The sequence below is a fragment of the Actinomadura chokoriensis genome (assembly GCF_041463665.1).
In the GTDB taxonomy this organism is placed as follows: domain Bacteria; phylum Actinomycetota; class Actinomycetes; order Streptosporangiales; family Streptosporangiaceae; genus Spirillospora; species Spirillospora chokoriensis_A.
In genome coordinates this window covers 213,145-237,461 of the sequence record NZ_JAXCEJ010000009.1, presented here as the reverse complement: position 1 = coordinate 237,461, position 24,317 = coordinate 213,145, and the positions used below count along the sequence as shown (strand labels likewise).

General features: G+C 71.0%; 14 protein-coding genes. 9 read left to right on the top strand and 5 right to left on the bottom strand.

Going from position 1 to position 24,317, the window contains the following annotated elements:
- Nucleotides 1-17 precede the first annotated feature (17 nt).
- From SM418_RS17185 to SM418_RS17170, 4 genes are read right to left on the bottom strand one after another with little or no spacing between them, the layout of a single operon-like run.
- Nucleotides 18-4,568 (bottom strand): DUF6603 domain-containing protein, encoded by a 4,551-nt coding sequence (locus tag SM418_RS17185; RefSeq protein WP_371941821.1) that lies wholly within the window; start codon nucleotides 4,566-4,568, stop codon nucleotides 18-20.
- Nucleotides 4,569-4,583: 15 nt separating this feature from the next.
- Nucleotides 4,584-6,572 carry a S8 family serine peptidase gene (locus SM418_RS17180; RefSeq protein ID WP_371941819.1) on the bottom strand — a complete coding sequence of 663 codons (1,989 nt, stop codon included), beginning with the start codon at nucleotides 6,570-6,572 and terminating at the stop codon, nucleotides 4,584-4,586.
- A gap of 10 nt (nucleotides 6,573-6,582) precedes the next feature.
- Nucleotides 6,583-8,541: a S8 family serine peptidase gene (locus tag SM418_RS17175; RefSeq protein ID WP_371941818.1), complete on the bottom strand. Its 1,959-nt coding sequence runs from the start codon at nucleotides 8,539-8,541 to the stop codon at nucleotides 6,583-6,585.
- Entirely contained in the window at nucleotides 8,538-10,529 is a 1,992-nt protein-coding gene (locus SM418_RS17170; protein WP_371941816.1) for a S8 family serine peptidase, read from the bottom strand. The genes SM418_RS17175 and SM418_RS17170 overlap by 4 nt, the downstream gene beginning before the upstream one ends.
- A gap of 648 nt (nucleotides 10,530-11,177) precedes the next feature.
- On the opposite strand from SM418_RS17170, the gene SM418_RS17165 reads away from it, so the two are divergent.
- The 7 genes from SM418_RS17165 (at nucleotide 11,178) to SM418_RS17135 (ending at nucleotide 21,185) form a co-directional block, all read left to right on the top strand.
- Complete coding sequence (locus SM418_RS17165) at nucleotides 11,178-13,127, top strand: hypothetical protein (RefSeq protein ID WP_371941814.1); 1,950 nt, start codon at nucleotides 11,178-11,180, stop codon at nucleotides 13,125-13,127.
- A gap of 637 nt (nucleotides 13,128-13,764) precedes the next feature.
- On the top strand, nucleotides 13,765-14,232 hold the full coding sequence (locus SM418_RS17160; RefSeq protein ID WP_371941812.1) for a hypothetical protein: 468 nt from the start codon (nucleotides 13,765-13,767) through the stop codon (nucleotides 14,230-14,232).
- A gap of 33 nt (nucleotides 14,233-14,265) precedes the next feature.
- Nucleotides 14,266-14,931 carry a cytochrome P450 gene (locus tag SM418_RS17155; protein ID WP_371941810.1) on the top strand — a complete coding sequence of 222 codons (666 nt, stop codon included), beginning with the start codon at nucleotides 14,266-14,268 and terminating at the stop codon, nucleotides 14,929-14,931.
- 349 nt (nucleotides 14,932-15,280) lie between these two features.
- A complete protein-coding gene (locus tag SM418_RS17150; RefSeq protein ID WP_371941809.1) occupies nucleotides 15,281-16,708 on the top strand; it encodes a M28 family peptidase in 1,428 nt (475 codons plus the stop codon).
- On the top strand, nucleotides 16,705-17,766 hold the full coding sequence (locus tag SM418_RS17145) for an aspartyl/asparaginyl beta-hydroxylase domain-containing protein (RefSeq protein ID WP_371941807.1): 1,062 nt from the start codon (nucleotides 16,705-16,707) through the stop codon (nucleotides 17,764-17,766). The genes SM418_RS17150 and SM418_RS17145 overlap by 4 nt, the downstream gene beginning before the upstream one ends.
- Nucleotides 17,767-17,771: 5 nt before the next feature.
- Nucleotides 17,772-18,545 (top strand): class I SAM-dependent methyltransferase, encoded by a 774-nt coding sequence (locus tag SM418_RS17140; protein ID WP_371941805.1) that lies wholly within the window; start codon nucleotides 17,772-17,774, stop codon nucleotides 18,543-18,545.
- 513 nt (nucleotides 18,546-19,058) lie between these two features.
- Complete coding sequence (locus SM418_RS17135) at nucleotides 19,059-21,185, top strand: oxidoreductase (protein WP_371966078.1); 2,127 nt, start codon at nucleotides 19,059-19,061, stop codon at nucleotides 21,183-21,185.
- 56 nt (nucleotides 21,186-21,241) lie between these two features.
- Here the strand turns inward: SM418_RS17135 and SM418_RS17130 are convergent, their stop codons facing one another.
- Nucleotides 21,242-21,412 (bottom strand): hypothetical protein, encoded by a 171-nt coding sequence (locus SM418_RS17130; protein ID WP_371941802.1) that lies wholly within the window; start codon nucleotides 21,410-21,412, stop codon nucleotides 21,242-21,244.
- A 465-nt stretch (nucleotides 21,413-21,877) separates the two neighbouring features.
- Here SM418_RS17130 and SM418_RS17125 point away from each other — a divergent pair, with 465 nt between their 5' ends.
- Both SM418_RS17125 and SM418_RS17120 read left to right on the top strand, forming a co-directional pair.
- Nucleotides 21,878-22,963, top strand: coding sequence for a CapA family protein (locus tag SM418_RS17125; protein ID WP_371941800.1), 1,086 nt, complete (start codon nucleotides 21,878-21,880; stop codon nucleotides 22,961-22,963).
- Nucleotides 22,964-23,316: 353 nt separating this feature from the next.
- Entirely contained in the window at nucleotides 23,317-23,970 is a 654-nt protein-coding gene (locus tag SM418_RS17120; RefSeq protein WP_371941798.1) for a hypothetical protein, read from the top strand.
- Nucleotides 23,971-24,317 lie beyond the last annotated feature (347 nt).

Genomic DNA, 24,317 nt, shown 5'->3' with positions numbered 1-24,317 from the left:
GGTCGCAGTTCCTTTGCTCACGGGATCAGCACCTCACCGGTGCCGGTGGGGTCGGTGCCGGCCGCGCCCGCGGCGACCAGCACCCGGTCGTCGGGGAGTTCGGCGACGGCGTGCGCGGTACGGCCCAGCAGCAGGCCGCCCAGCACGCGCCATGTGCCGGCACCCGGGTCGTAGGAGATGACGGACCGGAAGCCGGCGGTCCGCTCGGGCGCGCCGGTGCCGCCGGTCACCAGCACCTCGCCGGACCGCAGCGCGAGCGCGCGGTGGCCGGCCCGGCCACCGCCCGGCATCGGCCGCGCCGGGCCCCAGGTTCCGGCTACCGGGTCGTACAGTTCGGCGGTGGCGAGGCTGTCCGGAGCCAGCGTGCCGTCGGCGGCCACGACCGGGGCGCCGCCGGTCACGAGCACTCGGTGGTCGGACAGCAGGACGGCCTGGTGGCCGGCCCGCGCCGTGCCGAGGCCGCCGGTGGTGGTCCACACACCAGTGGCCGGGTCGAACACCTCGCAGTAGGCCAGCGGCTCCGCGCGGCCGCCGCCGGTCGGAAGCAGGCCGCCGGTGGCCAGCACCCGGCCGTCGTCGAGCAGGACCGCCTGGTGCCCGGTGCGGGCGCTGGTCAGCTCGCCGGTGGTGGTCCACGTGGCGGTCGCCGGGTCGTACAGTTCGGCGGACGCGAGCGCGCCGTCCTCCTGTCCGTCCCGGGCGCCGCTGCCGCCGGCCATCAGCACGCGGCCGTCGCGCAGCAGGGTGGCCGAGTGGCCGTGGCGAGCGGCGGCCGGGTCGGGCGCCGGGGTCCACCGGCCGGCGGCCGGGTCGAGGATCTCGGCGGACCCGAGCGGCGCGGCCTGGTCGTCCTGCCCGCCCGTGACCAGCACGCGGCCGTCGGACAGGCGGGTGGTGGCGTGCAGCCGGCGCGCGGTGCCGAGCGCGGGCCCGGCGGACCACGAGTCGCCGGCCGGGTCGAACAGTTGGGTGGCCGCGACCGGCGCGCCGTCCGGGCCGGTGCCGCCGGCGATCAGGACGCGGCCGTTCAGCAGCGGCACCAGGTCCACCTCGGACACCGAGGCCGGCAGCACACCGGCCGGCGACCACGTGCCGGGCACGCCCGGCGCGACGGCCGCCTCGGCCGCGGGGATGACGTGCAACTGCCCGGCCAGGGTGGCGTCGGCCGCCACGAAGTCGGCCAGGGCGTCCTCGGCCGTCGCGCGGCTGCGGAACGTCGCGGGCACCCGGCGCGTGGTCCGGCCCGGCGGGAACGCCTGCCGGTTGCTCTTCACGTACGCCACCACGAACCGCTGCTCGTCGACCCGCACGGTGTCCGCGGCCGGGAACGGCTGCCGCTGCCGGGCCCGCCGGGCCGACAGCGCCGACCGGCTGGTGCTCGACCCGCGCAGGAGCTCGTCGAACACCGGCCCGCTGACGCTGTGGAACCGCTGCACGGGCGTACCGGTCGCGGCCGCCGGCATGGCGACCCCGGCCGGTTGCGCCGCGGCGCTGCCCGCGCCGTCGATGAGGTGCAGCTCGAACCGGACCTCGCGGCGCACCACCCGGGCGGTCGCCAGCGCGCCCTGGTCTGACGTCAGCTCCAGGCCGGCGTCCTGCGCCTCGTACGAGGGACGGGACAGCTTCGCCGCGTCGGACATGTCCTGGAACTGGGCCATCGCGAACTTCTCGCCGATGACCGACGCCTGGGTGAACCCGCCGCCCTCCGGTGTGGTGACGCTGAACCGCCGCCCGTCGCTCGCCCGCTGCCCGCCGATCCGGTCCAGCCTGACGTCCAGCGGCAGCGCCCGCTGCCGTACGACAAGCCTGCCGAGCGGGTGCAGGACCAGTTCATCGCCCGCAGGGAGGGGGCGCAGGGTGACCAGCGTCCGGACACCGCCGTCGGGAAGCCGGGTCTCCCAGCTCTCGGTCTTGGCGATCTCCGCCGCCAGCAACGGGAGTACGGGGATCGGCGGCAGGAAGAGCGCCAGCTCCTCGCCGAACGAGATGTCGAAGTCGGCGGAGACGGAGAAGAACAGGAAGCCGATCGAGCCGCGCCCGTGCACCCGCCACGGCGCCGAGCCCTCCACCGCGAGGTCCAGGCTGATGCTGAACACGCCGACGCCGAACGCCTTGAGCGACACGTGCCCCGAGCTGTGCGCGCTGTACCGGAACGGGTCGCGGTTGATCAGTCCGTCGAGGGCGAGATGGCCCTCGAGCCCGAAGGAGCTGAACCCCAGCCGTATCTCGACGCTCCCGCCGAACTGCACGGTGTTGGGGGTGATCGCGAAGTAGCCGGTCAACCGGATCAGCTGCTTGGACCGGTTGAGCAGGTTCACCGTGAGCCGGTCCGGCGTGGGGAACGGCAGCGGCGGCGGCCGGAACCCGGGGTGGAAACCGCCGACGCTGACGATCAGCTCACGGTCGGCGCCCCACGACACCAGCAGGCCCATGCCGCCCTCGATGGTCATGCCCATGACGCGCGACTCGTAGAGCTTCGCGAAGAACCACAGCCGCGACTTGTCCGTCTCCAGCGCGCCGACGAACTGCGCCTGGAGGACGAGCAGCGGCTGGTCGACGGACGGCAGCGCGGCGCGCACCACGCCGAGGACCGCGATGTCGCCCGGGTCCTCGATGATCACGCCGATGGAGGCGCTGATGAGGGCCGGTGTGCCCCAGCCGATCTTGACCATCGGGCCGACGAGGAACGTGTCCGGCTGGGCCGGGAAGAACCGGTTGAGGTCGGACAGGATCCGCGGCGCGTTCGCCACCACGTCCTTCGGGAACGCGACCGACTCGATCGCGCCGGTCCGCACCCCCTCCACGAGCGCCTGGAGGTTCATCCCCCGGTTGAGCCCCAGCAGCCCGCCGACGGCCAGCAGCGTGAACCCGGCGCCGAGCTGGAGGCCCGAGGGGAACTCCGCGGTGAGCACGATCAGCAGCGAGAAGCCCGGCGAGCCGTCGGGCCGGCGGGTGGTGATGAGCCCGATGCCCTTGACCGCGAGAAAGTCCGAGAGCTCCAGCTCCAGCGCGCCGGTGTACTCGCCGCGGTCGGGGTCGAATGAGAGGAACCCGCCGCCGGACGCCCCGGACGCGGCGATCGTGAGCCCCACCCCGCTGGGCGGCTTGAAGTCGGCGGTGATCCCGAGGGCGCCGTCCGGTTGCGACAGACGCAGCACGACACCGGTCCGGTCGGCCACGGCCGCGATCGGGCCGAGCTGAGCGGCGATCGAGCCGGACACCTCGAGCGCGACGCCGTCGGCGGCCAGCCCCAGGCCGAGATGCAGCGCGCGGATGTCCACCGGACCGGCGTGCAGGTCGACCGGGACGTCGGCCTCCAGCCCGCCCGTACCGCGGAACCGCAGCCCGGTCTCGCTCGACCAGGTCAGCCCCACGTCGGCGTCGAGCTCGATCGACTCGAACGGCAGGAGTGTGCTGAGGAAGCCGTCCGCGTCCGCCAGGTTCAGCACGACCTTGCCGCCCTCGATGGCGGCCTCCAGCACCAGGTCGCCTTCGGCGCGGCCCTCCCCGGCGTGCCAGTCGAGGTCCGCGCCGGCCGTGATGTGCAGGGACCGCGCCTCGACCCGGGAACCGTCCGCCGTGCCGAGGACGACGAGCGGCGGGCCTCCGGCGGTGGGCGGCGCCTGGACGCCGAACCGCACCGATCCCCGCACCTCACCGGACGGCGGGACCACCTGCAGGTGGGCGGGCGGCAGCAGCTTGACCGCCGCCCCGGCGTCCATCGCCGCGTCGGCCGTCGCGGTCAGCGCCACGGCGTCGTTGAGCGGCACGGTCACCTGGAGGTGGTCCTCCGCCTCAAGCCGCAGCGTGGCCTGCACGCCGGGTACCGGGTCGCCGGTCTCGCCGATGTCCACCCCGGCGACCCGCAGGAACGGCGGCGGCCCGGGCTGCGGGAAGGCGAAATGCGACACCGTGGTGAGGAAGATCGACAGCCGCTGGAGCAGCAGGTCCCAGTCGAAGTCCGGGCCGCCCCAGCGGTAGAGCTCCGTCAGCGTGCCGACGGGGTCGTGCAGGAAGCCGCTCACCCGGTCCAGGCGGAGCACGCGGCGCACGTACGTGGGCGCCCCGGGCGTCGCGGCGATCGGGGTCGACTCGAGAACGCCGACCAGCTCCAGGATGTTCGCCGCGATCGGCTTCCGGTCCCCCAGGTACGTGCTCAGCGCGAAGCCGAACAGCCGCTCGGCCAGTTCCCCGGCGAACGCCTCGACCTCGTCCCGGTTCGCCCCTGCCGCCGCCGCGGCCGCCTGGATCGCGCCGGACACCGCGTCCACCGCGTCGGCCACGGTCGTGATCAACGCGCCGACCGCGGCCACGGACTCCGCGATCCGGCCGGCGTCCCGGGCCTCGATCGCCGCGACCAGGTCCGACAGCGAGCGCGGCAGCCCGGACAGCGCGGTGGCGGCCCCCTCCACCGCGGCGCGGACGGGTTGCGCGGCCAGGACGGTGTCGGGCGCCGGCAGCCCGATCTCCGCGAACAGCAGGGGGATCTCGTCGCCACGCAGGCGTTGCTCTAGTGGCGCGAACGCCCTGCCCACCTCGAGCATCAGCGATTCCACGGACAGTGCCACCGGGTTACCTCCGGTCTAGAGGAGAAGGCCGCCGGAGACGACCAGGGCGTAGCCCTGCTTGTCCCGGTTCAGGAACGGGCGGAGCCGGATCGTCCAGGACCCGAAGGGGGGGTCGTTCACCACGACCATCTGGACGTTGTTGACGGTGTCCGGCGGGACCCGCGGGCTCGCGGTCGCCTTCCTTGAGACACCGTTGGGGACGTCGAAGTCGTTGCCCAGGTAGAGGTTCCCGATGGGATCTTCCACCTCGAACCTGATGGGCTGCACCGTGGGCCGGTTCGGGATCGGCTGGGCCGGCGGCCGGTTGGTCCACACGAAGGTGATCTTCAGCTGCTCGCTCTCGTCGTTGACGGAGACGCGGTACGTGCGTTTCTCGTCGAGCCGCAGGCCGGCCTTGCGCGGGACGTCCTTCACCCACAGTCGCCGTCCGCCGCCGTCGAAGAAGAGCGTGCGGTCGAGTTGGATGAGCCCCCAGCCCTCGGTGTCGGAGGGGTAGCCGGGATGGCCGGTCATGTCGACGGTCGAGTTGAGCAGGACCGCCTTGATCAGCGCTCCCGTCGGGTCGACCTTCCGGTGCGGCTCAGGCGTGCCGTCGGGGTAGAAGCCCTTCTGGAAGTACTCGCGTACGAGCGCGGCCCCGGCCGCCACGTTGGGCGTCGCCCAGCTGGTGTGGCCGCCTATTCCCCCGGCCATGTCGCAGAACGGCCCCGAGGGCGGTGCGGCCAGGCTGGTGGCCGTGGTGATGCCGTCGCCGACGGCCATCAGGTCCGGTTTACGGCGGCCGTCGACCGGCCCGTCCACGCCGCTGGCGCGCGACAGGTGGTCGGGGTGGGCCTTGGCCGCCGCGACGCAGATCGCGTTGAACGCGATGGCGGGCGACCGGTTCGCCGGTCCCTGGCCCGAGTTGTGACCGGCGGCGATCACCAGCTGGTCCTCGTTGTCGAAGCTGAACGCGTCGACGTCCCGGGCGGATGTCTCGTACTTCTCGGTCCTGCGGTTCGACCAGCTGAGATTGTGGATGGTCGCGGTGACGCCCTTCGACCTCTCCAGCGCTTGCCGGAGGCTGGGCGGCTTGCTGAGCGCCTTGCTGAACAAGTCGAGGCGGTTTCGGCAGACGATCTTGGCGGCCCACGCGCCGCCGCGGTGCGGGTGTGCGCCGGGGTCGCCGAGCTGGTCGCCGGCCGCGATGCCCGCGACTCTCATGAAGTGCTCGCCGGGGGGATTGTCCGCGGGGTCGTTGGGGTTGCTGAGGTCCCCGCCTTCGTCGAACACCGCGAGCACCTTGCGGTGCCCCGGGCCGGGGACGTTCGGTGGGGCGTCGGCGAAGAAGCAGTGGTCGAGATTAAGCGTGCCGGCATCGATGATGCCGATCACCTGGTCCTCGCCGTGCAGGTCGTGCTCCCAGATCGCGCCGGCATGGGGGCCGACGGTGCCCGACTGGATCGTCTGGGCCGCCTCGACGTCCAGGTTCTCGAGCGTGGGTACCGGCTCGATCCAGGCGATGGCGTCGACCGCCGCGACCTCGGTGAGCCCGACCGCGTCGTCGAGGGTGAGGCGCAGGTGCAGCTGGCCACCGATCTCCCGGTCGTCGAGGGCGGCGATGTCGTGCGCGCCGATCGTGGTGAGCGCGGCCGTGACCGCGCCCGCGTCCGAGTCGCCGAACAGCACCGCGATCAGGTCCAGCGGTCCGGCGGCGGGGATGTCCGGGGAGAGTTTCGACGCGGGAGGGAACGGCGTGACGGCCCGGACCAGGAAGTCGGCGCGGACGCGGTCGGCCGTCGCCGCGTCGAGCCGTTCCAGATAGGCGAGGTTCGGGACGAACCGGTCCAGCCTCAATCCGTACGCGGCCGTGACACGGGCGATGTCCGGTTCGCTCAGCAACGCCGCGAACTGCACGATCGTCGCCTGCGCACCCGTCGCCGCCGACGCCGACGGTTCCACGTCCGCGGGATCGAACGGTTCCGGTCCCACCATCAGCCGGAAGTCCTGTCGCTCACTGGTCACCGCACACCTCCTAGGAGACCCGGCCGGAGATCACCAGCGCGAAACCCTGCCGGGCCAGCGCGAAGGCCGGGCGGAGCCGGATCCTCCAGGTGCCGGGAACGGGGTTGTTCACCACGACCATCTGGACGTTGTTGGCGATGTCCCCCGGGGACGACGGACGCGTCGTCAGCTTCCGGGAGACCCGGTTCGGCACATCGAAGTCGTTGCCCAGATAGAAGCTCCCCTGGGAGTCCTCCACGTCGAACCGCATGGGATCCGGAGTGGGCTGCGACGCCTCGGTCAACGGTCGGCCCGTCCAGACGAGGGTGATCTTCAGTTGCTCGCTCTCGCCGTCGACGAAGAACCGGTACGAGCGGGCCTCGAACGTCGCCAGGGCAACGTCGCGCCGAACGTCGTGCACAAGCAGCCTGCGCGGGCCGCCCTCGAAGAACAGGGTCCGGTCGAGCTGGATGCGCCCCCAGCCCTCGGTGTCGGTCGGATATCCGGGATGACCGGTCATGTCCACGGTCGCGTTCAGCAGGACCGCCTTGATCAGCGCCCCGGACGGCTGCGGGATGACCTTGTCCTGCTGTGGCTTGCCGTTCGGATAGAAGCCCTTCTGGAAGTACTGGCGCACCATCGCGGCCGCGGCCGTCACGTTCGGCGCCGCGAAGCTGGTGCTGCACCGGGGCTGGACCTCGGTGTCGCAGTACGGGCCCGTGGACGGCGCGGGCGGCAGGACGGACGTCCTGATTCCGCAGCCGACGGCCAACAGGTCCGGCTTGCGGCGGCCGTCGAGCGACGGCCCGTCCACGCCGCCGCCCCGCGACATCTGGTCGGGATGGGCCTTCGCCGCCGCGACGCAGATCGCGTTGAAGGCGATGCTGGGCGACGCGTTCTTCGGACTCACGCCCGTGTTCTCGCCGGCGGCGACCACCACCTGCTCCTCGCGGGCGGTGCAGAACGCGTCGACGTCCCGGGCAGCCGTGTCGTAGCGGAGATTGGTGCTCCAGCTGATGTTGTGGACGGTCGCGCCGACGCCCCTCCCGTCCTCCAGCACTTCGTGGAGGCTTCGAGTGGCACGATCCTTGTCCGGCGGGGCGAGGACCAGGTTGGCATCGTTGCCGACGATCTTCGCGGCCCAGGCGCCGCCACGGTCCTGGTGCTGGCCGGAGTTGCCGATCTGGTCGCCGGCCGCGATGCCCGCGACCTTCATGAAGTGGGCGCGGGGCGCGGCCTTGTTCGGGTTGAACAACTCCCGCACCTTGCGATGGTTCGGGCCGGGCGTGTTCGGGGCGATGCCGGCGAAGAAGCAGTGGTTGAGGTCGAGCGTGCCCTGTTCGATGATCTGGATCACCTGGTCCTCGCCGTGCAGGTCGTGGGCCCAGATCGGGCCCCCGGCCGGGTCGCCCGACTGGGTCGTCCGGGCGGACGGCACGTCCGCGTCCACGATCGTGGGCACCGGTTCCAGCCACGTGATGTCGCCGAGCGCGGCGATCTGGGCGACCCTGGTCGCGTCGTCGAGGGTGAGACGCAGGCGCAGCCGGCCGCCGATCTCGCGGGCGTCGCTCGTCGCGACGTCGTGCGCGCCTATCCCGGCCACCGCCGCCGTGACGGCGGCGGCGTCCGCATCGTCGAACAGCACCGCCACCAGGTCGAGAGGCCCGGTGGCCGGGATGTCCGGGGCGAGCTTCGACTCCTGGGGGAACGGGATGACGGCGCGGACCAGGAAGTCGGCGCGGACGCGGTCGGCGGTCGCGGTGTCGAGCCGTTCAAGGTAGGCCAGGTTCGGGATGAACCGGTCCAGCCGCAGACCGTACGCCGCCGTCAACCGGGCGATGTCCGGCCCACTCAGCAGCGCCGTGAACTGCACGACCGTCGCCTGCACACCGGCCACCGCCGGCGCGGCGGACGGCTCCACCCCCGCGGGATCGAACGGCTCCGGCCCCACCACCAACCGGAAGTCCCGCCGCTCACTCGGCCGCATCATTGGACACCGCCGGAGACCACCAGCGCATAGCCCTGCTTCTCGAAGTGCAGGAACGGGCGGAGCCGGATCGTCCAGGTCCCGGCGACGGGCTGGTTCACGACGACCATCTGGACGTTGTTGAGGATGTCCGGCGGGAGGCCCGGGCTCACCGGCGCCTGCTTGGAGACGCCCTTGCCGACGTCGAAGTCGTTGCCCAGGTAGAGGTTCCCGCTGGAGTCCTCCACCTCGAACCTGATGGGATCCACCTTGGGCTTCGGCGGGTTCTGCGGCGGGCTCGGCTGGTTCTGCTCGGCCGGCGGACGATTGGTCCACACGAAGGTGATCTTCAGTTGCTCGCGCTCGTCCTCGACGAAGAAATGCTGCTGACGCGTCTCGAACATCCGCAGGCCGGCCCGGCGCGGGACGTCCGTCACGATCAGCTTGCGCTTGCCGCCCGTGAAGAACAGCGTCCGGTCCAGCTGGATGCGCCCCCAGCCCTCGGCGTCGGACGGGTATCCGGGAACGCCCTCCATGTCGACGGTCGAATTGAGCAGCACCGCCTTGATCAGCGCCCCGGACGGCTGCGGGATGAGCTTGTCCGGCTGCGGCTTGCCATTCGGGTAGAAGCCCTCCGCGAAGTACTGGCGTACGAGCGCCGCCGCGGCCGACACGTGCGGCGTCGCGGAGCTGGTGGCGCACGGCACCGGGCCGGTGGTGTAGAAGGGGACCTCCGGTGGCCGTTTCGCCGGGTTCACCGCCGTGCTGATGCCGCAACCGACCGCGGTCAGGTCAGGTTTCCGGCGGCCGTCGTCCGTCGGGCCGGGCACCCCGCTGCCGATGGACCCGTGGTTGGGGGCGGCCTGGGCGGCCGCGACGAGAATCGGGTTGAACGCGATGCCGGGCGGCTGGTTCACCGGTCCCTTGCCCGTGTCCTCGCCGGCCGCGACCACCAGCTGTTCCTCGCGGTCGTAGCTGAACGCGTCCACGTCCCGGGCGGCCGTGTCATACCCGGTACCGGATCCCCAGCTCAGGTTGTGGATGGTCGCGCCGAACTCCCGGGACGCATCCAGCAGTCTCCGAAGGCTGAAGACGAAGAAGCCCGTCTTGAGCTTCCCGGTGTCCATGTCCCCGCGGCTGCGGCAGATGATCTTGGCGTCATGGGCGCCGCCCCGGTGCTCGTGCTTGCCGGGGTCGTTGAGGGCGTCGCCGGCCGCGATCCCGGCGACCTGCATGAAGTGGTCACTGGCGCCGAGGGCCTCGTTGAACGCCTTGAGCACCTTGCGGTGCTTCGGGCCGGGCTTGTTCGGTGGGTTGTCGGCGAAGAAGCCGTGGTCCATGTCGATGAAGCCCTCGTCGATGATCCCGATCACCTGGTTCTTGCCGGTGATGTGCCGGTCCCAGACCGTGCCCCGGTTCGGGTCGCCCGACTGATTCGTCTGAGCGGCCCCGACGTTGAAGTTGGTGAACACGGGCGCCGGTTCGATCCAGATGACGTCGTCGATCGCCGCCGCCTGGGCGAGCTCGGCCGGGTCGTCCAGCGTGAGGCGCAGGTGGAGCCGTCCGCCGATGTCCCGGTCGTCGAGGACCTGCATGTCGTGCGCGCCGATCGCGGTGAGCGCCGCCGTGACGGCGTCGGCGTCGGCGTCTTCGAAGAGGATCATCGTCAGGTCGAGCGGCCCGGTGGCGGGGAGCGTCGGGGAGAGCTTCGACGCCGGAGGGAACACGATGACGGACCGTACGAGGAAGTCGGCACGGACCCGGTCGGCCGTGGCCGTGTCGAGCCGTTCGAGATAGGCCAGGTTCGGAATGAACCGCTCCAGCCCCAACCCGTAGGCCGCCTTCAGCCGTGCGATGTCCGGCTCGCTCGGCAACGCCGCGAACTGCACGACCGCCGCCTGCGCGCCGGCCGCCGCCGGCGTGGCGGACGGATCCACCTCCGCGGGATCGAACGGCTCCGGCGCCACCATCAGCCGGAAGTCCCGCGCCCCCGGGACGGGCTCACCCCTCATCGCCGACCCCCTCGAAGCCCCGCTGTCCGGCCGCGGGCCCGGTCCCCCGGCCTCCGCCGGACCGGTCTCCAGTAGATGCGGGAGCCGGCGGGCGCACGGCTGGGGAGCGGTTCCCCGGATTCGGCCGGGCGAGCTTCATGCACTGCACTGCACCCTCCTAGGAGTGGGTGAGCCGGCGCCGACCGCGCCCCGGCAGCCGGCGTGAACCCGAGCAACTCCGCGATGGCCGTTCCGAAACGGTGTGTCCCAGAGGCAGAGCCGCCCTACCTAGAGGGCGTTCCATCTCGTTCCGTCTCGTTCCATCTCCCGCTTCCAGCGCCGCCGGTGCGGGGAGAACGGCGCTGCCGGGGACCCTGGTGAGGCCGATGTGACCTGCCTCGCAAATGATCGAGGCCAGCGCCGGAGCCCCGCCCGCATGCCCGCTCACCTGCACGGATGCAGTTCTCGGCAAGCGCAAGGTACGTCGGACACCTGAGGCGGCCACCTGCGGCCAGTGGTTGAAGCTCATCCACTGAACCGGCGAGGCATGCTCCGCGTGTAGAGGATGCACGCGCTCGGCATCGGTTCGAGAACCCCCGCACGACCGAGGACCGGCTACCGCGCGGCACGGCCGTGACGGCCAACGACGACCTGGGGGTGGACGGGCCTGTGACGACTTCACGGGAACTGGGCGTGGCTCCGGCCACGCGGGGTGACGACGCCATCGAGTTATCGCTGGCGGCCGGGGAGCGCGCCCTGCTCGACGAGGGGGACCTGCGGACGAGCCGGATCCGGTTCGACGCGGCCTACCGCGAGGCGGAGCGCTGGGGCGACGGGGAGGGGATGGCGCGGGCGGCGTTGGGCCTCGGCGGGCTGTGGGTGCACGAGCATCGCATGGCGGCCGTCGCGGGGATGGTGCGCGCCCGGCAGCGCACCGCCCTGTCGCTGATCGACCCGCGGTCCTCCCTGGCCCTGCGGCTGCGAGTCAGGCTGGCGGCAGAGAAGGACTACGCGACCGGCGAGCACGCCTCGATCATGGCCCTGGTGGCGGAGGCCAGGCGGGCCGGCCACCCGGTACCGCTGGCCGAAGCGCTGAGCCTCGCCCACCACTGCGTTCTCGGCTCCGAGCACGGGGCGCTGCGGCTCGAACTCGCCAGGGAGCTGATCGGCGAGGCGTCCAGGACCGGCCGCCGCGCCGACCTGCTGATGGGGCTGCTCTGGCATGTCGTCGACCTGTTCAGCAGCGCCGACCCGCACGCCGAGCGCAGCATGCGGGAATTGCGCGACCTGCTCGCCCGGCGGTCCCATCTCGCCGCCGGGGTCGTCCTCGACTCGCTCGAAGTGATGCTCAGCATCAGGCGGGGCCGGTTCGAGGAGGCCGAGGCGCTGGCCGGCGCCTGCGCGGAGCGCGGGGAAGCGACGGGCGACGCCTCCGCGACGGGCTGGTACGCGGCGCAGATCGGCACGATCCGGTGGTATCAGGGCCGCATCGCCGAGTGCCTCCCTGCGCTGACGGACCTGGTGGGCTCCCCGGTGCTCAGCCCCCTGGACAACGCCTGTTACGCGGGCCTCGCGATCGCCGCCGCCCACTCCGGTGACCGGCGGCTGGCGGCGGGGACGCTGGCCCGGCTGCGTGGCCGGGTGCAGGATGGAGCACCGCGCTCCAACACCTGGCTGTTCGCGATGTACGGGGTCGTCGAGGTCGCGCATCTCCTCGGAGACGCCGAGGCCGCGTCCCAAGCGTACGAACTGCTGAGCCCGTTCGCGGAACTCCCGACAATCCTGGGCCTCGGCGGAGCGTGCCTCGGCTCGGTGCACCACTCCCTGGGAGTGGCCTCGCTGACCGCCGGTGACGCGGACACCGCCGTGGGGCATCTGGTCAAGGCGGTCGACGGCAACTTGGCGCTGTGGCACTGGCCGGCCGTGGTCCTGTCCCGGACGCGCCTGGGCGAGGCGCTCACTCTCCGGGACGGGCCGCGAAGCGAGGCCGCGCGGGCGTCGCTGGAACTGGCGGCGCAGGAGGCGGCACAGCTGGGCATGCCGGTCCCCGCCGAGGCGTCCGGCCGACCGGCGGGCGTGGGCCGCTCCGGCGACCGGGCGCCGGTGCTCGTGTGCGAACGCCAGGGAAGGCAGTGGCGCGTCGCGCTGGGCTCGCGCACCGCGCTGGTGGGGGACAGCGTGGGCATGCGGCACCTGGCCACCCTGATCGACAACCCCGGGCAGGAGATACCGGCGATCACCCTGGCGATGGGACAGGCCGCTTCCTCGGGCGACACCGCGCCCGCCCAGCCGGTCCTGGACGACGAGGCCAAGCGCAGCTACAAGCGGCGGCTCTCGGAGCTGGAGGCCGAGATCGAGGAACTCGAGTCGGCGGAGCAGTTCGAGCGCGCCACCGCCGTCAGCGCCGAACGCGACTGGCTGATCGCCGAACTCGCGTCCGCTTCGGGCCTCGGCGGCCGGACGCGGCGCTTCGTCGGCAGCGAGGAACGGGCCCGTATCGCCGTCGGGAAAGCCATCCGGCGTGTCTTGCAGCGCGTCGCCGACGCCGACGCGGGCATCGGCGCCGAGCTGCGCGCCACCGTGCAGACCGGGCTTCTCTGCTCGTACCACCCCGAATGACAGCCCCTGCGCGACGCGCAGCCGCCCCCCCGGTGCCCGCCGAGGGGCGGAATAATACGCTGGTGGCCGGGTCGTGCCTCAGATCGTGCAGGCGGACGGGCGGTCGCCGCGCACCAGCGGGTGAGCAGCATGGCGCCCTCCATCGACAGGTTGGCCACGATAAAGCTCTGGCGCTGCGGGAACCTGTCGATGAGCGCCCCGGCGAACGGGGCGACCAGGAAAGGCCGGGCGGCGAAGAAGAACGCGCCGTCCGACGCGGCATCGCTACCAGTCAACTCCTTGACCCAGATGCCGAAGGCAATGATGAGTGCCCCGGCCGCCCAGGGGCGATAAGGACTTTCCGCTGATCAGGAGCCGGAATCCATGATTGGTCAGCAGAGCCCTAACAGGCGACCTCCTCGACGGTGGGTGAAACTTCAAGATCATGCCAGATTGGAGCCTGCGGGGATATGGAAGGCCGGTGGCCGGATCCGGCGCTCGGCGATTCCGCCTTGCCCATTTACTATCAGTAAAGATCATGTGTCGGACGACCCCGGACACCTGAGCGAGAGCGCCGTCGTCCTCCCGGCAACCCGCACGGGATGGGACGAACGGCCTGGGGCCGCTCGCCGGTAGCCGTCCGTGCGAGGAGGTCGATATGCCGGAGGCGCCGGTCGAAGACCCGGCCGCGGAACTCGCAGAGCCCGCGGCGCTGCTGGATCCCTACTCCCTCTTCGGCCGCCTGCGCGAGAGCGCGCCCGTCTACCGCAGCGCCTTCCTCGACTCCTGGGTGGTGACCGGGTACGACGACTGCGCCGTGGTGCTGCGCGACACGGCATCGTTCGCCTCGGACTGGCGCCGGATCGGCGAGGCCGTGCCGGAGCCGTTGCTGAGCATCCAGTCGCTCGACCCGCCCGAGCACACGGCCATCCGGCACTTCATGGTCGACGCGGTCCGCGGTCTCGACCTGGGCATGCTGCGCGAGCGAATCGCCGTGCAGGTCCGCGCCCGAGCCGAGCGGCTGCGCGCGGCCGGGGAGTTCGACTGCGTGTCCGACCTCACCGCGCCACTCGCGCTGGACACCATCACCGCGGTGCTCGGGGTGCCGCCCATCGACGCCGCGTAGTTCCTGCCCGTGTCGCAGACGATCGTGAACGGCATGGACGCCGGGATTTGGCCGGAGACCGCCGGGCCCGCCGTGCAAGCCCGCGCTGAGCTGGCCGAATACACCGGCCGGTGGCTGGACGACCCGCCCGCGGACGGGCTGGTGGCGCATGTGGCGGCCAAGGCGCCCGGCTCCGGCATCGAGCGCCCTGTGCTGCTGAACACGCTGCGGGCCGTCCTGCACGCCGGGTTCGAATCGGCGGGGCGGCTGCTCAGCAACGCTCTTGTCGTCCTGCTGAACGCGCCGGAAGTTTTGGCGCGTTTCGCCCGGAGTGACCTGTCACTCGCAGTGGAGGAACTGGTCCGGTACGTGTCGCCGGTGCAGGCCGACGGGCGGGCGTGTGTGCGGGAGACGCGTGTCGGCGGCCAGGTCATCGCGCCCGGCGAAGCGGTGACGCTGCTGCTGGCCGCCGCGAACCGGGATCCAGCCAAGTTCGCCGAGCCCGACGAGCTGGACTTCGCCCGCTCTCCCAACCCGCATCTGGGGTTCGGCCGGGGTGCCCACTCGTGCCTCGGGCAGTCGCTGGCGGCACTCCAGGCACAGGTCGTCCTCGGCCTGCTCGCCACCGAGTTCCCCGGCATCCGCCTTGCCCACGAGCCCGTCTACCACCGGAACCTCACGCTGCGAGGCGTGGCTCAACTCCGAGTCCGCCTCGGCTAACCGACCTCAGATCCGTCTTGACAGAAAGGAGGTGACAAGAATGCGTTACCTCCACTGAGTGGCATAGAGGGTGCCCGGCATATCGTGGCACGCTTCCTACCTGCGATGATATGCCGGGCACTCATTATTCACCGCGCGGCCGGCCTCAGAGACCTCTGCACATATCGATATGGTTTCTGTTTCCTGGCATCACATGTCTTCTTCTGGAGCGCTTATGAGGGTGTTTGTGCGCACAAAAACCGCCTTGGCAACCGGCCTCGTCACCATAATCGCCACCATCCTTTCGGCCGCTCCGCCGTCCGTCACCCCCCACGCCGCCGCAACTTCCCCCCACACGGTGTCCGCCCCGGTGGCGGCAGGTCGTTCGGACGGTAGGTCTGGGGAGCTGTGGCTGGCGCGGCTGCTGGCGGGGTCCACCCGTGGCGGTGACGCGTGGCGGCACCTGCGCGTCCTTGACCGGATCGCCGCACGGAACGGCGGGGTGCGCGCCGCCGGCACGCCGGGGTTCGAGGCCTCCGCGCGCTACGCCGCCAAGGTGCTCACCGCCGCCGGCTACCGCGTTCACCAGCAGCAGGTGCCGTACACCGACTACCAGGTCGACGCGGAGAGCGCGACGGTGACCGCGCCCGCCGCCCGGCAGGTGCGCGCGCTGGTCATGCGCTGGTCACCCGTCACCCCGCCCGGCGGCATCGACGCACACCTCGTCGTGCCCCGGGCCACGGCGGGTGACGCCGCCGGATGCTCCGCCGCCGACTACGACGGGCTGCCCGTGGCCGGATCCATCGTGATCGTACGGCGCGGATCCTGCGGCTACACGGCACAGCAACGCGTCGCCGCCGGGCTCGGCGCGCGGGCGATGCTGATCTACCTGTCCACGCCGAGTCCGAACAACATCTACCGGCTGCACGCGTTCAACCCGCAGGCGTTCACCATCCCGGTGGCCAGCGTCACACAGGCGCAGGCCGAACAGCTCGCGGACGAGGCCGCGCAGCACCAGGTGCGGCTGCGTCTCGACCTGCGCGGGCACGAGGTCGCGGGAGTCACCACCAACCTGTTCGCCGAGACGCGCGGCGGCAGCGACGACCGCACCGTCATGGCCGGCGCCCATCTGGACAGCGTCACCGAAGCACCCGGTATCAACGACAACGCCGCCGCGGCTGCCGCGCTGATGGCGACCGCGCTGCGGCTGGCTCCCCACCAGGACGAGGTGCGCCACAAAGTGCGGTTCGCGCTGTGGGGGGCCGAGGAGCTCATCGACATCGGCTCCAACTACTACGTGCGCAATCTGCCACCGGCCGAACGCTTCAAGATCGCGCTCTACCTCAACTTCGAACTGATCGCCGCGCCGAACGGGGTGCGGTTCGTTCTCGACGGGGATGGGAGCGAGCAGCCGCCGGGCACCCCGCCGGGCCCGGCGGGGTCGCAGGTCGTGGAGAAGGTCTTCAAGGACTACTTCGACCGCGCCGGACTCCCCTACGAGAGCCACGACCTGCGTGCCGTCGGCTCCGACCACGAGCCGTTCATGGCCGCGGGCATCCCGGTCGGCGGCCTGAACGGCGGCGTCCTCGGGGTCAAGACCGCCGCGCAGGCGGCGCGGTTCGGCGGGGCGGCCGGGCAGCTGTACGACCCCTGCTACCACCAGCCATGCGACACGATCGGCAACCTCGACCGCCGGGCTCTCGATGAGAACGTGCCCGCCATCGCGTGGGCCGTGGGCCGCTTCGCCCTCGACGTCTCCGACCTGCCCGCCGCCGGCGCCCAGGAGCAGCGACCATGACGACGTCCCACCAGGCCATCGAATCGCTGACGGATCCGCCCGCCGCCTACCCGCCGTCGTCGCCGATGCGGCTCAGCTTCGACGTCGATGCGCTGCGCGCCGACCTCGACCTGCTGCGGCACCAGCGGTGGCGCGCCCAGCGCGCCTACAGCCAGGACGGCGCCGCCACAGAGTCCGGCGTGGACTGGCGCATCCTGCCGCTGCGCAGCGTCGGCGGCGATCCGGTACGGACCGACCCGGGCGGCGCGGGCCTGACCGACTTCGCCGACACCCCGTGGCTGGCCGACGCCCCGGCCTTCGCACAGGTCATCGACGCCCTACCGGCGCCGGTCCGGGGCGTACGGCTGATCGCCCTGGGCGCGGGCGCGACCGTGCACGAGCACCGCGACTACAAGTACGGGTTCGAACGCGGACTCCTGCGGCTGCATGTGCCGATCGACACCAACCCGGACGCCGTCGTGGTCATCGACGGCGTGTCCGAGCACTGGACGGCGGGACGGTTGTGGTTCGGCGACTTCGGCCGAAGGCACTACGTGGCGAACGGCGGGGACCGCTCGCGGGTTCACATGGTGCTCGATTGCCTGGTCAGCCGGGAGGTCGTCGGGTTGTTGCCGGACGAGTTCCTGGAGCTGCTGCCGCTGAGCGAGGTGATGTTCGCCCGCGATCCGGTGCCGCTCACCGCGTCCGAACGCGACCGGCTGTGCTGCCGGTTCCGGCTGCCAGGCGACTTCGCGCAGTGGTCAGAGGAGGAGGTCGAGGCCAGGCCCGACAGCGACGCCGCGGTCCTCGTGCACGAGGACCGGCTCGTCCTCGCCATCGACGGCGAGCCCGCCTTCGGCCTGGTGCATCTCGGGCTGGGCGAGTTCCGCCTCAGCGGCTGGAGCGAGGAACGCACCATCGCCGTCGAGTCCACCGGCCAGGTGCGGATCAGGGAACGCGCCGGCCGCGCGCTCCGCGAGTGGACACGCCCGGCACAACTCACCTATGGCGGTCGGACGACGTCGGCCACGCACGATCATCTGACGACGCACCCTCGTTCCGACCAGACAGGCAGGTGACTCGCATGTCCTCCTCCGCCCGGGTCGCTCCGCTCGGCACCGACCCGTACGCCTTCCAGCCCGGTTACTATGATCTCTTCCGCGCCTCCCGTGGAGAGGGCGCCCTCCCCGACCCCCGGTTCTTCGCCGACCGCGCACCCCAGGGTGGACACGCGCTGGAGATCGGCGCGGGTACCGGCCGGATCACGCTGGCCGTGGCCGAGCGAGCCGCCACCGTACTGTGCCTGGAGCGGTCAGCCACCATGCGCGCCGTGCTGCTGGCCAAGCTCGCCGAACGCCCGCACCTGCGCGCCCGCGTCACCGTGCTCGACCGCGCGGCACCCCACTTCGACCTGGCCCGCCGCTTCGACTTCGTGTACCTGGCGGGTGTGCTGGAGCACGTGCCGCACCCCGAAAGGCCTGCGCTCTTCGAGGCGATCGCCGAACATCTGGCCGAGGACGGCGAGGTGGCGATGGACATGGTGCTGTCGGAGGCCGTACCGGACTGGCCCGAGCACGTCGCCGACGAGGCCACCCTCGGCGACTGCCGGTACGAGATGTCATGCGAGGCGCGGCCCGACGGCGACGACCAGGCGTACCTGCGGTTCGTCTACCGCACCTACCACCAAGGCGATCTGGTCGCGACCGAAGTGGTGGAACGCGCCCACTACATGCACCGGCCGGACGCCGTCGTCGCCGACCTGGCGGCGGCCGGGCTGACCCCGACTGCCGGAACCGCCCTCCACCCCGTCGCCAACGGCGAAGACCCCGGCACTCTGGTGGCCCGCCGTACGACCTGACCGACCTGAACGCCATCCACTTCATCCTGAGGAGAGTTCACGCGCAGGTCATCGGCGTCGGTTCCCTGCGAACGGGTACGACTTTCGCTCGCGCTGGTAATCGACCGGCTCGGCTACGGCCTTTGCTATGACATACGGGTCCCTCCACCCCATTAATTCACGGGCTTCAATCGGACGGTTCGTTGAGCAATTCGTTCCTTGACTGCGAGGGCTCGCGGCGCACTACGAGTCTCTGGCAGCTTTAGTGCGCTCCATGACCACGGGCCCTCTCCGTCCGGCCCGGCTGTGTCGCTCTGCGTCGGCAGGACGGTGGGCTGCTCGGTCTCCTACCTGCTCCTCAGCAGCCGGAACGACCGGACGGCTCCCGCTGCGACACCCCATTGTCTGGCCTGCTGTGGCGCGCCTACGCGGCGCATCGTCTCGTCGTGGCACCTCCGGTCCTCGTCCCCGAGGACGTCTCGCTGAGCGAGAAGGCGTCAGAAGCAATCGGTGTTGTGAAATATCGTCCTGCTGGTGGTGATCCGACAGCAAACGTTCCCAGCCCTCCTCTCGCCCGGCAAGATCGGGCCCATCGCGCTGGCCAACCGAGTGGTTCTTCCCGCGATGGACATGAACCTCTGCGAGGACGGCGAGATCCACCAGGGCGATATAGACCACTTCGCGGCCCGCGCCAAGGGCGGCACCGGAATGATCATCACGGGCTGCTGCGCCGTCGCCTACCCGGCGGGCTGCACCAGCCGCAAGGAGCCGGGCCTGTCGGAGGACCGGTTCATCCCCGGCCTCAAGGCGCTGGCCGACGCGGTCCACGAGGCCGGCAGCAAGCTGTGCGTGCAGATGGTGCACCACGGCAAGGTCGCCCGGATCGACACCCTCGACGGCCGGCCGCAGCTGGTGCCGTCCGTCCCGAAGCCTCTCGGCGACCTGAGCATGCTGATCGACTGCACTCCCGAGGAACTCGGGAAGATGGCCGCGATCCAGGAGGGCAAGAAGGCCACCCACCGTGAGGCCGCCCACGAGGACCTCGCGTGGCTGGTCCGGATGTTCGCGGAGGCGGCGGGCCGGGTGAAGGCCGCCGGTGGCGACGCCGTCGAGATCCACTGCGCCCACAACTACGTGCTCGGCGGCTTCTTGAGCCGCTACTCGAACCAGCGCACCGACGAGTACGGCGGGTCGCTCGAGAACCGGGCGCGGCTGTCGTGCGAGGTGATCCGCGCGGTCAAGGAAGAAGTCGGTGACAGCCTCGCCGTCATCGTGCGTCTGGCAGGCCAGGAGTACGGCGAGTCCGAGGGGCTGACGCCCGACGAGGCCGCCGGCGCCGCCGCCGTGTTCGAGCAGGCGGGCGCCGATGCCATCCACGTCACCGGCACCGCGCTGAACGCGTTCGCGAATTTCACCGACGGCCCGCTGCCCAACAAGGTCGGCTTCTACACCGCCAACGCCGCGGCCGTGAAGCGCGCGGTGTCGATTCCGGTCATCACCGTCGGCCGCATGCTGCCCGAGGTCGGCGAGCGGATGATCGCCGAGGGCCACACCGATTTCGTCGCCATGGGCCGCCAGCTGCTGGCCGATCCCGGCCTGGTCAACAAGCTGAAGGCCGGCCTCAGTGAGCAGGTCCGCCCGTGCATCAACTGCTACGTGTGCGTGCAGGAGAACTTCTGGGACGCCACCCCGCTGTGCGCGGTCAACCCCGCGCTGGGCAACGAGACGCTGCTGCCGTTCCCGCGCACAACGACCCCCAAGCACGTCGTCGTCGTCGGTGCCGGACCGGGCGGCATGGAGACCGCCCGTGTCGCCACCGAACGCGGCCACCGCGTCACCATGCTGGACAGGAGCGACCGTCTCGGCGGAACGCTGTGGTTCTCGACGCTGACCACCCCCGACAACGAGCGCCTGCTGAAGTGGCTCACCCAGGAGGTGCAGCGGGCCGGTGTCGACGTCCGGCTGAAGACCGAGGCCACCGCCGCGACGATCCAGGCCCTCGCGCCCGATGCCGTCGTCGTCGCCACGGGTGCTGTGCGCGGACGTCCGAGCGTTCCGGGCGGCGACCTGCCCCACGTGCATACCGGTGACAGTCTGCGCGGCCTGATGACCGGCACCGGTGACCTCTCGGACCAGCCGCTGTTCCTGCGGGTCGCCAGCAAGCTCGGCGGTCTCGTCGGCATCACCAAGAGCCCTTCCAGGATTCGCGGCATGAGTCGCAGGTTCCTCAGGTTCCTGCCGATGAGCAAGAACGTGGTCGTCATCGGCGGCTCGCTCGTCGGTCTCGAACTCGCGGAGTTCCTCGCCGAGCGCGGCAGTCGGGTGACCCTGGTCGAGGAAGGCCGGCAGCTCGGGGTGCCGATGGCGATGCCCCGCCGCTGGACCGCCGTCAAGCACGCCAACGAGCTGGGCGTGAAGATCCACCGCAACGCGACCGTCGAGCGCATCACCCCCAAGACCGTCGAGTTCACGGTCGAAGGCAAGTCGCTGTCCGTGCCGGCGAGCATGGTCGTCGTGGCGTCGGGTGTCTCGGCGGCGGCGCCGCTCGCCGACGAACTGACCCAGGCCGGTATAGAGGTCCACCTCGTCGGCGACGCCGAGGAGGTCAACTACATCGAGGGCGCGATCCACTCGGCGTGGAAGGTGGCCACCGCGATCTGACCGCGGTCGATGACGGCCCCCGAAGCCCGTCTCGGGGACCGCGGCGTGTGTTACCGCTACATGCCGGCGATGTTCATCGCGGCGATGTGGCTGACTTCACCATGCCGTGCCGGATTACGACGCGTCGTCCACCGCACCTGGTGGGCGGTGCTCTGAGACCGGCAAGGGTCCGCCATCGGCAGGCTCCGGCCAAGGTCGCCGCGGGCCTGACCGGAGACCAGCAGCATTTCAGGACACTTCAGACGACTCGATGACGGCAATGTCGGAGCAGTCGCCGGTCGATCGTATCGATGGCACCAGACCGGACTCCTGAGCGAGACAGGTGAACGCCCACGACGTGCCCTGGCGTCCTCCAGCAACAGCGCTCCCTGCTCGCCGACGGACTCGAACACGGCTGGGGACGACCCGCACATCTTCCACTTTTAGATATATTGCCCAGATTTGCCGGACCCTCGAATGAGAGAGCCGCAAAGGGACCTTCTCCCCGTTGCCGGTAAAGCATCAAGGGAACCACATTATTGAGCATTATCCGATTGTGCGCACTTCCGCCAGGAACAACGGTTCGTGTGATGAGTTCTTCTCGGACGAGGACTTCTCGGACAACGGCCTTCCTGCTGGCCGCGGCGGTCGCCTCGACGCTGGCGGGGTGCAATGGCGATGTGCGCCATGCTCCGTCCCACCAGCGTGCGGCCGTGGCCAAGGGGCCCGCCACGATCACGGTGGCGGCGACCGGCGATTTCCTCCTGCACGAGCCGCTCATCACGCAGGCCGCCGAGGACGCCGCGAAGAGCGGCCACCACAGCTGGGACTTCCTCCCCATGCTCAACCAGTTGCGCCCCCTCATCGGCACCGCCGACATCGGCATCTGCCACTTGGAGACACCGGTGGCCACGCGCCGCGGCCCGTTCCAGGGGTATCCCGCGTTCGATTCCCCGCCGCAGATCGTCGACGCCATCCGCGACCTCGGCTACGACACCTGCTCCACCGCGTCCAACCACACCCTCGACCAGGGCGACGCCGGGGTACGGCGGACGCTCGGCGCCCTTGATGCCGCAGGCGTCCGGCACACCGGGTCGGCACGCGGCTCCGCAGAGGCCGGGCGCACCAATCTGCTCGACGTGCGGGGGGTGAAGGTCGCGCAACTCTCGTACACCTACGGCACCAACGGTGTTCCGATCCCGCCGGGCCGGCCGTGGCTGGTCAATTCCGGGCTGGACGCGCCCGCGATCCTGCACGCCGCCGCCCGCGCCAGAGCGGATGGCGCCTCGATCGTCATCGTCAGCCTGCACTGGGGCGAGGAATACCGGCACGCGCCCACCGGCGAGCAGCGGGCGCTGGCCCGCCGCCTGCTCGCCTCACCCGACGTCGATCTGATCGTCGGCGACCACGTACACGTCGTGCAGCCGTTCGACCAGTTCAACGGCAAGTGGGTGGTGTACGGCATGGGCAACCAGATCGCCAATCCGATCGCCAACGAGGAGGACACCCATGAGGGCCTGGTCGCCCGGTTCCGGCTGACCCGCGACGCGGCGGGCCGCTGGCAGGCGACGGCGTCGTTCGTCCCGACCCTCGTGGAGGCGGGCCCGCCGATCCGGCTCGTCGACCTGCCCCGCGCCCTCGCCCGTGCCGACCTCCCCGCCGGGCCCCGCGCCCGGTACCGCGCGGCACTCGACCGCACAACGGCTGCCGTCCGCGCCCTCGGAGCGAAGGTCCCCGTCCTGGACGGCCCCCTCCCGACGAACTCTCCGGCCCCCGCCGAGCAACTCGCGGGCCCCTGAGACATCTGGCCGGCGCACGCTCTCGGGGACGGCGGCCCGGCCGTTCGCGACCCCGCGTCCTCGGAAGGAATGCGCCGCACTGCCCGCGCGCCCGAACGGTCACAGGTGTAGTCCAACACCGTCCTGAACAGCCCGACCCACATTCTCGTGTCAGCCCCCTGATCGATTCGTTCGACCTCGGCCTTGTCCCCCGCCAGGCAAGGCAACAGAGCACTTTGAACATGATCTACGCGCCCCGGGTGCGACCGTATGTAGTGCGGGCAGCTACGGGCCGTATGCGTTGCGGGATGTGGCCAGGTCCGGGAACCGGCCGCCCCTTTCCCGCCCCGCGTCCCGCTTGAATAATGATCAATATGCTCGCCCGACAGTACGGATATGCCGTCACCGCTCGGCCGGCCGCCGAGGCAGCCCCATGGGCCGCCGCCGACCTCCCTGCCTCGCGCTGGCTGCCTGTTCCGCCGATGGTCGCGTTCCTGCCCATCCCGCCGCTCCTCGTGCTGGTCGTGGCCGGCTGGGCCTGGTCTTTGGGCGGCGCGGGCGGCAGCCTCTTCCTTGCCATCGTCGCCTACATCGGGCCTATCCTGCTGCTGATTACCAGTTTCCTTATCTGGACGTCGACGCTCGCGAACAAGCGGCTCACACGCGAGATGCAGGAATTGCTCCAGCGGGAACCGTGGCAGGCATGGCCGTGCCGTATGGAACGCGAGGGCGAAGGCGGGACGACCCGCATCGAGGTCATCGTGTCCCTGCTGGCCCCGGACCACAGCGTTGCCGGTCAGTGCAAGGCGAGGGTCCGCCCCGAGACGTGGCGAGCGATGACCGATGGTTACGGTGTCCTGTTGTTCGCGGGCGACTTGCGCTTCCCCGGCGTCATCGCCGACCCCCGAACGGAAACCGCTCACCTCACCGTCCCGGTCAAGAATCAGGACTTGCAGCAGAACCAGAGGAACTCGGCTGTCGAGGACGAACTGACCCGCCAAGCGATCGCCTGGTTCTTCTCCCAGTGATGTGACTCCGGCCTGAAGGCGATGAGCAAGCGGAAGACTGCCACTCACTGAACTTCCGGCATCCCACGGGTGCACTCGGCCGGCCACATCCCGCCCGCCCACCACGAGATCGTTTCGACCCTGGCCAGCGGACCAGGCACCAAGGTCCCCGCGCCCTTCAAGGCGCGCAGGATGATGCCCCGTATGCAGGCGGCGGTCAGGTTGTGGACCTTGCCGGGCGGCGCCCTCGAAGTCCACAGGATGGCGAGGGCGGAGAGTGGGGCGCCCGCGCCGTCCGGAAGTTGACGACGCGGTTCGTGCCGTTCATCGGGCTCCGCTACATCGTGGTGTGCCTCGACCGCCTGAAT

Excerpts from the sequence above, each read along its gene's own strand:
- SM418_RS17130 (WP_371941802.1), bottom strand. The coding sequence starts at position 21,412 with ATGCTGCTGGTCTCCGGTCAGGCCCGCGGCGACCTTGGCCGGAGCCTG.
- SM418_RS17160 (WP_371941812.1), top strand. The coding sequence starts at position 13,765 with ATGCCGGAGGCGCCGGTCGAAGACCCGGCCGCGGAACTCGCAGAGCCC.
- SM418_RS17120 (WP_371941798.1), top strand. The coding sequence starts at position 23,317 with ATGCTCGCCCGACAGTACGGATATGCCGTCACCGCTCGGCCGGCCGCC.
- SM418_RS17170 (WP_371941816.1), bottom strand. The coding sequence starts at position 10,529 with ATGAGGGGTGAGCCCGTCCCGGGGGCGCGGGACTTCCGGCTGATGGTG.
- SM418_RS17155 (WP_371941810.1), top strand. The coding sequence starts at position 14,266 with ATGGACGCCGGGATTTGGCCGGAGACCGCCGGGCCCGCCGTGCAAGCC.
- SM418_RS17145 (WP_371941807.1), top strand. The coding sequence starts at position 16,705 with ATGACGACGTCCCACCAGGCCATCGAATCGCTGACGGATCCGCCCGCC.
- SM418_RS17175 (WP_371941818.1), bottom strand. The coding sequence starts at position 8,541 with ATGATGCGGCCGAGTGAGCGGCGGGACTTCCGGTTGGTGGTGGGGCCG.
- SM418_RS17140 (WP_371941805.1), top strand. The coding sequence starts at position 17,772 with ATGTCCTCCTCCGCCCGGGTCGCTCCGCTCGGCACCGACCCGTACGCC.